Consider the following 7,100-nt stretch of genomic DNA (forward strand, 5'->3'; position numbering starts at 1 on the left):
TGTTCTTTTTGCCCGATTATTATTCATTTTCCAGTAAATCTAGTGGTCATAACTTGCATAGATGCTCTTTATCACAGCAAAATTACAATTTCGCTGTTACTCAACCTACATTTTTTTCTGTTCCTTCGTCAATATAGTCCTTATGTTCAGTAAAAATAAAGTCCTGCCATCCAACACCCCTCCACCCCGCATTCCTTCCCCACCTAATTTATTCCAATTAAAATAGAGTCCTGCACAAATCACTCAATTTCCCGATTTTCTTCTGCTTTTTTCCCTGCGTTTACCCACACGTTTTCCACAGGAGTATCAGAACTTTGTTTTGATTATGCTATAGGTTTGTTATGGAGTCAGGACATTATTTTGGGTTTACACCTTATGATATAGCAATGCGCAACATTCTATAGGGCTTGAGTGTTGTTGGCAGACATTTTGAATGTAGTAATGTTTACCTCATACTAGCTTTTTAAATACTACATCAAAATCCATGGTCCTTTTTAAAGTATTATAAACAGGTGAATGATTCAATGCACTGTTGCAAAAATCAGAAAAATCATCATCCTCAAGATCAGCATATAAATAAACCGTTACGGTCATTTTGTTGATAAACGGTTCTTCATCATAGCCTCTTACACCGAGCAAGGCTAAGGGGTTCTCTAATGAAAGGGTTAATACGCCTTCAATCTCTTCAATAATAGAATCCCTTTTTTTTGACTGCTCCAAGAGTGCCAATATAATGCTGCTTAAAACTGATCCTGCAAAGTATTCAAGACTGCTTATTTGTTCATATTCGGAGTCAAAGCTGATTTGCTTTTCTACCTCATAGCTATTTTTATTTGTAAATATTTTAACAGATGAGAGGTCATTGGAAGTGCCCCTAAAGGTCATATCAAAAAACCTAGACTCATGTAACACGCTTACTCCATCTTTCGGCTGCTTATTCATATTTACTCCTTAGCATGGAAGCCGCTTCTGTTAATGTGCGTATTTTTCTCGAAATATTTTCATATATATTCACCGGACTATTTGCAAAGGTTGCAAAACCACAGTCTGGATTTAGCCATATTCTTTCTTTTGGAAGATATTTAGTTGCCTCTTCGGTTCTTGACACGATTGAGTCCACTGTTTCGATTTCTTCTGTACGTGGATTGATTACTCCCAAACCAAGTGCTGTATTCTCGCTGATTCTTGTATCAGCCAATAAAGAACTTAGCTCTCCTGCTCTTGGAGTTGAGAATTCAAGGGTTAAAAGATCTGGATTCACCTCTGCAAATAGTTCAAGTAGAGGCGTATATGGGCCTGTCAATAATATCTTCTCGTTCTTGCTCCAGTTACCTCTACATACATGAAGAGATGAAACCGTACTTTTTCTACCTAAATACTCCATAATCTTCCGAATCAAGGAACTGGCAAATTCAAGCTCTTCTTTAGGGTCTTTTCTCTCAGACAGGGCAGCACACATAAATGACCTTGTCTTTCCTTCTGTGAAAACAACCTCGGTCAGAACCGGTTCATCAAATTGAATGACATCAACTCCAATATCAATAAGATTATCTATTTCTTCCTTCATAATCTTAATAACATCTTCTCCCAGTTCTTCCTTGCTTCCATAAACCTTTCCGGAAAGATTAGGAAGCCACATCGATCTAGTAAGGAGATAGGGACCTGGCATTGTTATTTTAACGGGTTTATCAGTGAACTTCTTTACAGTCTTAAGCTCATTTGCCACAATATCGCTATTGTATTCCAGCTTATCGACACAAATCGCATTTTTAATACTGACTGCCGGAACATCAAGTGTGGTCAAAATATTTTCAAAAGCTTTTTTATCATCAATATAATCGAGCATTTCACTCATGCTCATCATTTCAACTCCGCTAATTTTATCGGAAACAAAGGACACATAATTATCCCGTCCAATCTCTCCACTTGTGATGACATCAATCCCCAAATTCTCTTGCAATTTTACAACTTTTTCTGTTTCCAACTCAATCAGCTTATTGAAGTCGTTCTGTTCAATTGTGCCCTTTCTGATCATTCTGAGAGCCTTTAGAACTTCCTTTGATCTTGGCATACTTCCCATCAAGGAAGTTGGAAATAATGGTAAGTTTCCACTCATATATCTCATCTCCCAATGTTCTTATTAAATAGTGAAAAGAGAAGCAGCGGAAAGAACCACACCTCTCTTTTCATTTACTGCTGAATTTACTTATCAAAGAATTTTAGATAGTCATTTGCTTCACGTAATTGTGAAAATCCTGTGATTCTGCCTTCTACCCACTTCTTCAAGCCTTCCATATCCATCATCTTCTTATGATCTTCATTGTTGTAGTCCATTTTATTAAGAACTTTATCCCATTCTATGAATCTTTCAGTTGAAAAATCAGGATGAGCTACGAAAATACAATGGTCAAAGAAATCGGTTGTATCAATACAAACCAATTGATTTTCGTCAACAGTGCCATCCTTCTTCCATGCTTCCCAGTTTAAATCAAGAGTTACAGAGGCATCTACAGTTCCTGCCATCAATGCTTTCATAGCATCCAACTCTCCCCCTACATGGTCTCCATGAAGACCAACGCCAACATTGAACAATACCTCAGTATAGTCCTCTCTATACTCTAATCCATTTTTACGTAAATGGTTGATTGGGATTAATCTTGCTTGTGGTGAGTCTATCGCTCCAAAACCAATCGTCTTACCTTTTAGATCATTAAGGCTTGTTATTCCACTATCTTTTCTGACAATGAAGCAAGTCTTTCTGTCTCGATCTGTATCTCTCATAGAAGCCATCTGGCATTTTCCATCTGTTCTTAAATAAGTGTCCAACCATGCTAAAGGGGAATTCCAGGCAATATCAATTTCCTTGTTCATTAATCCGTCAACCTGTCCTTCATAGTCCTTATAGAAGACACATTCTATTTCAAGCCCTTCGTTTTTGAAAAAATCAGCGATAATCCCCCAGATAACGGTTACCTTCGGATCATAAATAACTGCGCCTACTTTTATTTTATCGTTATTCAATGAACTCACTCCTTACTAGATTTATGGAATCATTTGACCTGTTAATGTTTTTCCAAGCCAAACAGTTAGTACGTCGGTGCTTGGAGCCATAACTTGCCCAGCATAGGAATCTCTCAGAAGTCTTTCAATAGGCAAGGCCTTATTATAGGCTTTTCCACCTCCGACCCTCATTGCAATTCTTCCGCATTCGATTGCTGTTTCTGAAGCAAAGACCCTCGCCGCCAAAATTTTCGCAAGCGCATCAGATTCTCCGTTCGCACCTGCATTCGCAGCTTCTACGGTCATCGCCCTTGCTGCAGCCGCATTTTTATAAATCTGTCCAATATGTATCTGTACCGTTTCAATATTTGAAAGTGTACTTCCATCTGGATATTTCCTTTCTGTAGCATAGTTGCTAATGACATTAAACATATGCATGGCAGTACCGCTGTAGACGGCAGCTAATCCTGAGATGAAGAATGGGGCTACGACGTTGAATACTTGCTCTTGGCCTGAACCCTCTGGACCAATGCGGTAAGATGAGTCTAATGTAACATTGTCAATGTTCATTGGACATGACGAATTGCCTCTCATACCAAGACCATTCCAGTTTGACATTTCAAATGTTAAGCCTTTTGAATCCAAAGGAAATACCCAGTTATTGATCTTTCCTTCTTCAACAGATGGTGCAAGGACAAGATAGTAGGACGCATGCGTGGCGGATGTTACCATGCTTTTTCTACCATTGAAGGTTGAGTTTTCTCCGTTAACCTCAACATTTACCTCCGGTTTATAGAAATGTGTTCCTGTCCCGATTTCGCTATAGGCTAACGCCATAAATTTCCCATTTTCTACGATATCTATATAAATCTTCTTCTTAAGCTCATCGCTTCCATAAGTATTTATACACATTAACGCAACATTATGCATCATATAGCAAAGTGCAGTAGTGGAGCAGGTCTCAGCAAATGCCAAACACGCCTTAGTATGCTCAACAAGTCCTTTGCCACATCCACCAAATTCTTCAGGTACAAGCAGTTTTAAAAATCCATTTTCCCCCAGTTTTTGGAACGATTCTTCTGGAAATCTCGACTCCTTATCCGTTAGCTCAGTGTAAGGCAGTATGTAAGACTTAGCAAAATCCTTGCCTTCTTGATAAATATTGTTCATATCTTTTCTCCTTACTTTAACTATTTCTTATTTAAAATAACTTAACATTAAAGTTTTATAAGTTTTATATATAATCATTATAAGTTATTTTTATTTGAAAATAGCATACATGGCCGAAATACTCAAGAATTGTGAATCTAAATTTAGTAATTTAATAGATATTCATTGAAATATAAAAAAGCAGATCATCCATTATTGGAAATCTGCTTCTTCTTTCTATGAAGTTATATTAAAGCACTTAAAGGAAATTTCATTTTATCACTCAAGCTGAAATGAGGCGTTAATTTAAATTAGAAATTTTTATTTTTGGACTACAATTTCGGTTTGAATACTATTTTTGCAACAGACTCGCAATGGCTTGAATGGTGATGGCAGACATATTGATGTAGTGGTGTTTACCTTCAACATCATTCTCTTTCACTTGAAACCGTAATACCGTTTTAAGCTTGCTTGACTCTGTCTTACGGGGATCTGAAAGGTATATTTCTCGATGCTTTTAAGAGATTCTCTTATATTACCTTCACCTTCTTATTAATTTAAAGAAATGTAGGCATCGCAATTAAATAGCCCCTTTTAAAATCATTCATCACATTAAGCCAATCTTCTTGTACCATACCACCATGAATTTTATCACAGTCATAATCTAAATCCATTAACTGCTCACACACAATATCTACTCGATCTTTTGTTCTACAAAAAATTATGCAGCTATCTGGATTTCAACAATGGTTACCTAATACACGACCCAGAGTACCTACGACTACATGCATTTTTTGATTTAATTCCGTTTTTTGGATTGCGTATGCAACAGTTTTACCACTTCCGGTTTGTGATTTCACAACAAGATCGTTTTTCCGTAACGCAAGAGGTAAAACCATACTCTGAACTTCAGTTGGAGAATCGTATTCTAAGCAATCCAGTGCGTTTATTATTTCATCACTTAACCTATAATCTTTAAAACATTTTTTAGAAATAACTAGGCCTCGACTCCTATACCGTCATTTTCCAGTTTGATAAAGCCAACCAGTTTTCTTTTTCCTTATAGTCAGGTATTATTTTCCCAACAAGCCTCCAGTTAAATGTTAAATGGCGTTTTGAATCACATGTCCCCCATGTAGTTTTACTATCCGTAATACGGATTGAACCTGGTTTGGTTTTGAAATTGCTTTGAAAAGCGGATATGCTCTTCTCCACTAATGACTTACACTGCTGGGAATAAAATCGTTTTAATGCTAGTTTAATTTTTTCATCGTCAATCTGCTTCACATATATACGCAGCTTTCCACCTTCAAACACAACATGGTCTTGTGAAATATTTATATCTTGGAAGACCATTATGGGAAAGGTATTACCTAAATATAGAAAGCTCTCATCATTCTTATAGGACTTTTCCTGTGGCCCATTCAGTCTATCCTTCATTTCATTTACCTTTTGCTGAATAAGATCCCATTTATCCTCTAATACCTGAAGCACTCTTTCATCAGAGGTCTTCTTTGGTGCATGAACTTCAATATTCCCATAGCCATCTATTGAAATCCCTACGGATTTTCTATTTTTGTACTTTATCTCAAAACGTATAGTCGTACCAGAGTAAGTATGTATCATGTCATCACCTGTATATCTTTAATGCCATTATCCCCTATATTTGACAGCAAGTCCTTTTAAGAATTTTCTAGCGAATTTATCCCCGCACTCTTTATAATTCTTATGACCTTCCTTCCTTAATAAGGCACCAAGTTCCCCTTTTGTTACCGCTATTCCAGCTTGTTCAAATATATCAAGCATATCCTCACTTGTTAATGCCAGTGCTATTTTGACTTTCTTTAAAAGGAGATTATTAACATTTGCACCCTTCTTTAAGGACGGTTCAGGTGTATCAGGCTGACCTGGTTTAGGCTCTTGTTTCCCTCTTTTGTAAATAATAAGGCCGTTTAAAAATGAATCTAACATACTGTTATTACATTTTATTTGATTACCACTCTCTTCTTCATCCTCATCAAACTTTGTAAGTATCAATATCACATCTGGTACTGATACCTCCACTCCGCCAAGTTTAAATATCTCTGCCATTTCTTTATTTTTTATTTCTAACGCATATCTCAACCGAATTAATATATCGTTATTATCCATCATTTGGTCTCCTTTTTTATCTTCTTCCTCATCATTATTGAAAAATTTTTAAATCCTTAATGATTTATTAACTGTAACTTCGCGACATTTTCAACGTGGCTTGAGTGGTAATGGCAAATAAATTGGTGTAGTTGTGTTTACCTTTCTGCCTGATTGTATACCAATTTATGTCCTTCAAATATATTTTATGGATACCTTATTAACATAGTCAATGGATTTGAGAATTCTTGTTGTGCTATACCACTTCGTGGTTTATCAAGTTCTTGCCCATTAAGTGCTTTGCAAATCTTGTTATTATATCGAGAAACATAACGTAGTGCAGCCAAAGAAAGTAGAGATTGGATTTCAGTTGGAGTAAGCCACATATATTCATGTAATTCTTTTGCTATTTGCTCAATTGTTTTTGCTCCAGATTTTTACCCTATCATATCTATCATATCTTCTACAGCTTGCTGTTTTTTATCTTGCCTAGAATCATTTGCCTCATAAGAAGAAACAACCCAATAAAAGCCGTTATAAAATCTTTGAACTATAATAAAGCAATCAGTATATCTGTATTGAAACTCAGTTCTATCACTATTCCAGATTGGCTTCCCAGACTCATCACGTTGAACTAATTCGTTCTTTCCCATCCATACTAAATATGGGTGTTTATTAATATAAAGAGCATATCCATTTTTACTTGAGAACTCATATTCCAAAAATGAGATATCATCATTTGAGAATGTTATTGGCTTTTGTCGAAAATATTCATGTGCTTGTATTTTATCATATGGGGAATCTTCATCAGCATAAATAGA

The 7,100-nt window shown here is 36.2% G+C and carries 7 protein-coding genes and 1 pseudogene; all 8 read right to left on the reverse strand.

The features are described from left to right. Nucleotides 1-450 precede the first annotated feature (450 nt). Entirely contained in the window at nt 451-942 is a 492-nt protein-coding gene (locus GX497_02965; protein HHY72182.1) for a hypothetical protein, read from the reverse strand. Continuing rightward, a complete protein-coding gene (locus GX497_02970; protein HHY72183.1) occupies nt 935-2,116 on the reverse strand; it encodes a cobalamin-independent methionine synthase II family protein in 1,182 nt (393 codons plus the stop codon). The genes GX497_02965 and GX497_02970 overlap by 8 nt, the downstream gene beginning before the upstream one ends. Before the next feature lie 86 nt (nt 2,117-2,202). After that, nucleotides 2,203-3,021, reverse strand: coding sequence for a phosphate/phosphite/phosphonate ABC transporter substrate-binding protein (locus GX497_02975; protein HHY72184.1), 819 nt, complete (start codon nt 3,019-3,021; stop codon nt 2,203-2,205). A gap of 21 nt (nt 3,022-3,042) precedes the next feature. Beyond that, a complete protein-coding gene (locus tag GX497_02980; protein ID HHY72185.1) occupies nt 3,043-4,170 on the reverse strand; it encodes an acyl-CoA/acyl-ACP dehydrogenase in 1,128 nt (375 codons plus the stop codon). A gap of 536 nt (nt 4,171-4,706) precedes the next feature. Continuing rightward, nucleotides 4,707-5,144: pseudogene (locus tag GX497_02985) on the reverse strand (DEAD/DEAH box helicase). 16 nt (nt 5,145-5,160) lie between these two features. Then, nucleotides 5,161-5,775, reverse strand: coding sequence for a M48 family metallopeptidase (locus tag GX497_02990; GenBank protein HHY72186.1), 615 nt, complete (start codon nt 5,773-5,775; stop codon nt 5,161-5,163). 27 nt (nt 5,776-5,802) lie between these two features. Next, entirely contained in the window at nt 5,803-6,300 is a 498-nt protein-coding gene (locus GX497_02995; protein HHY72187.1) for a DUF1456 family protein, read from the reverse strand. Between the two features lie 416 nt (nt 6,301-6,716). After that, a partial coding sequence (locus tag GX497_03000; GenBank protein ID HHY72188.1) for a hypothetical protein occupies nt 6,717-7,100 on the reverse strand: 384 nt, incomplete at its 5' end.

This window comes from Bacillus sp. (in: firmicutes) (genome assembly GCA_012842745.1).
Lineage (GTDB): Bacteria > Bacillota > Bacilli > Bacillales > Bacillaceae_J > Schinkia.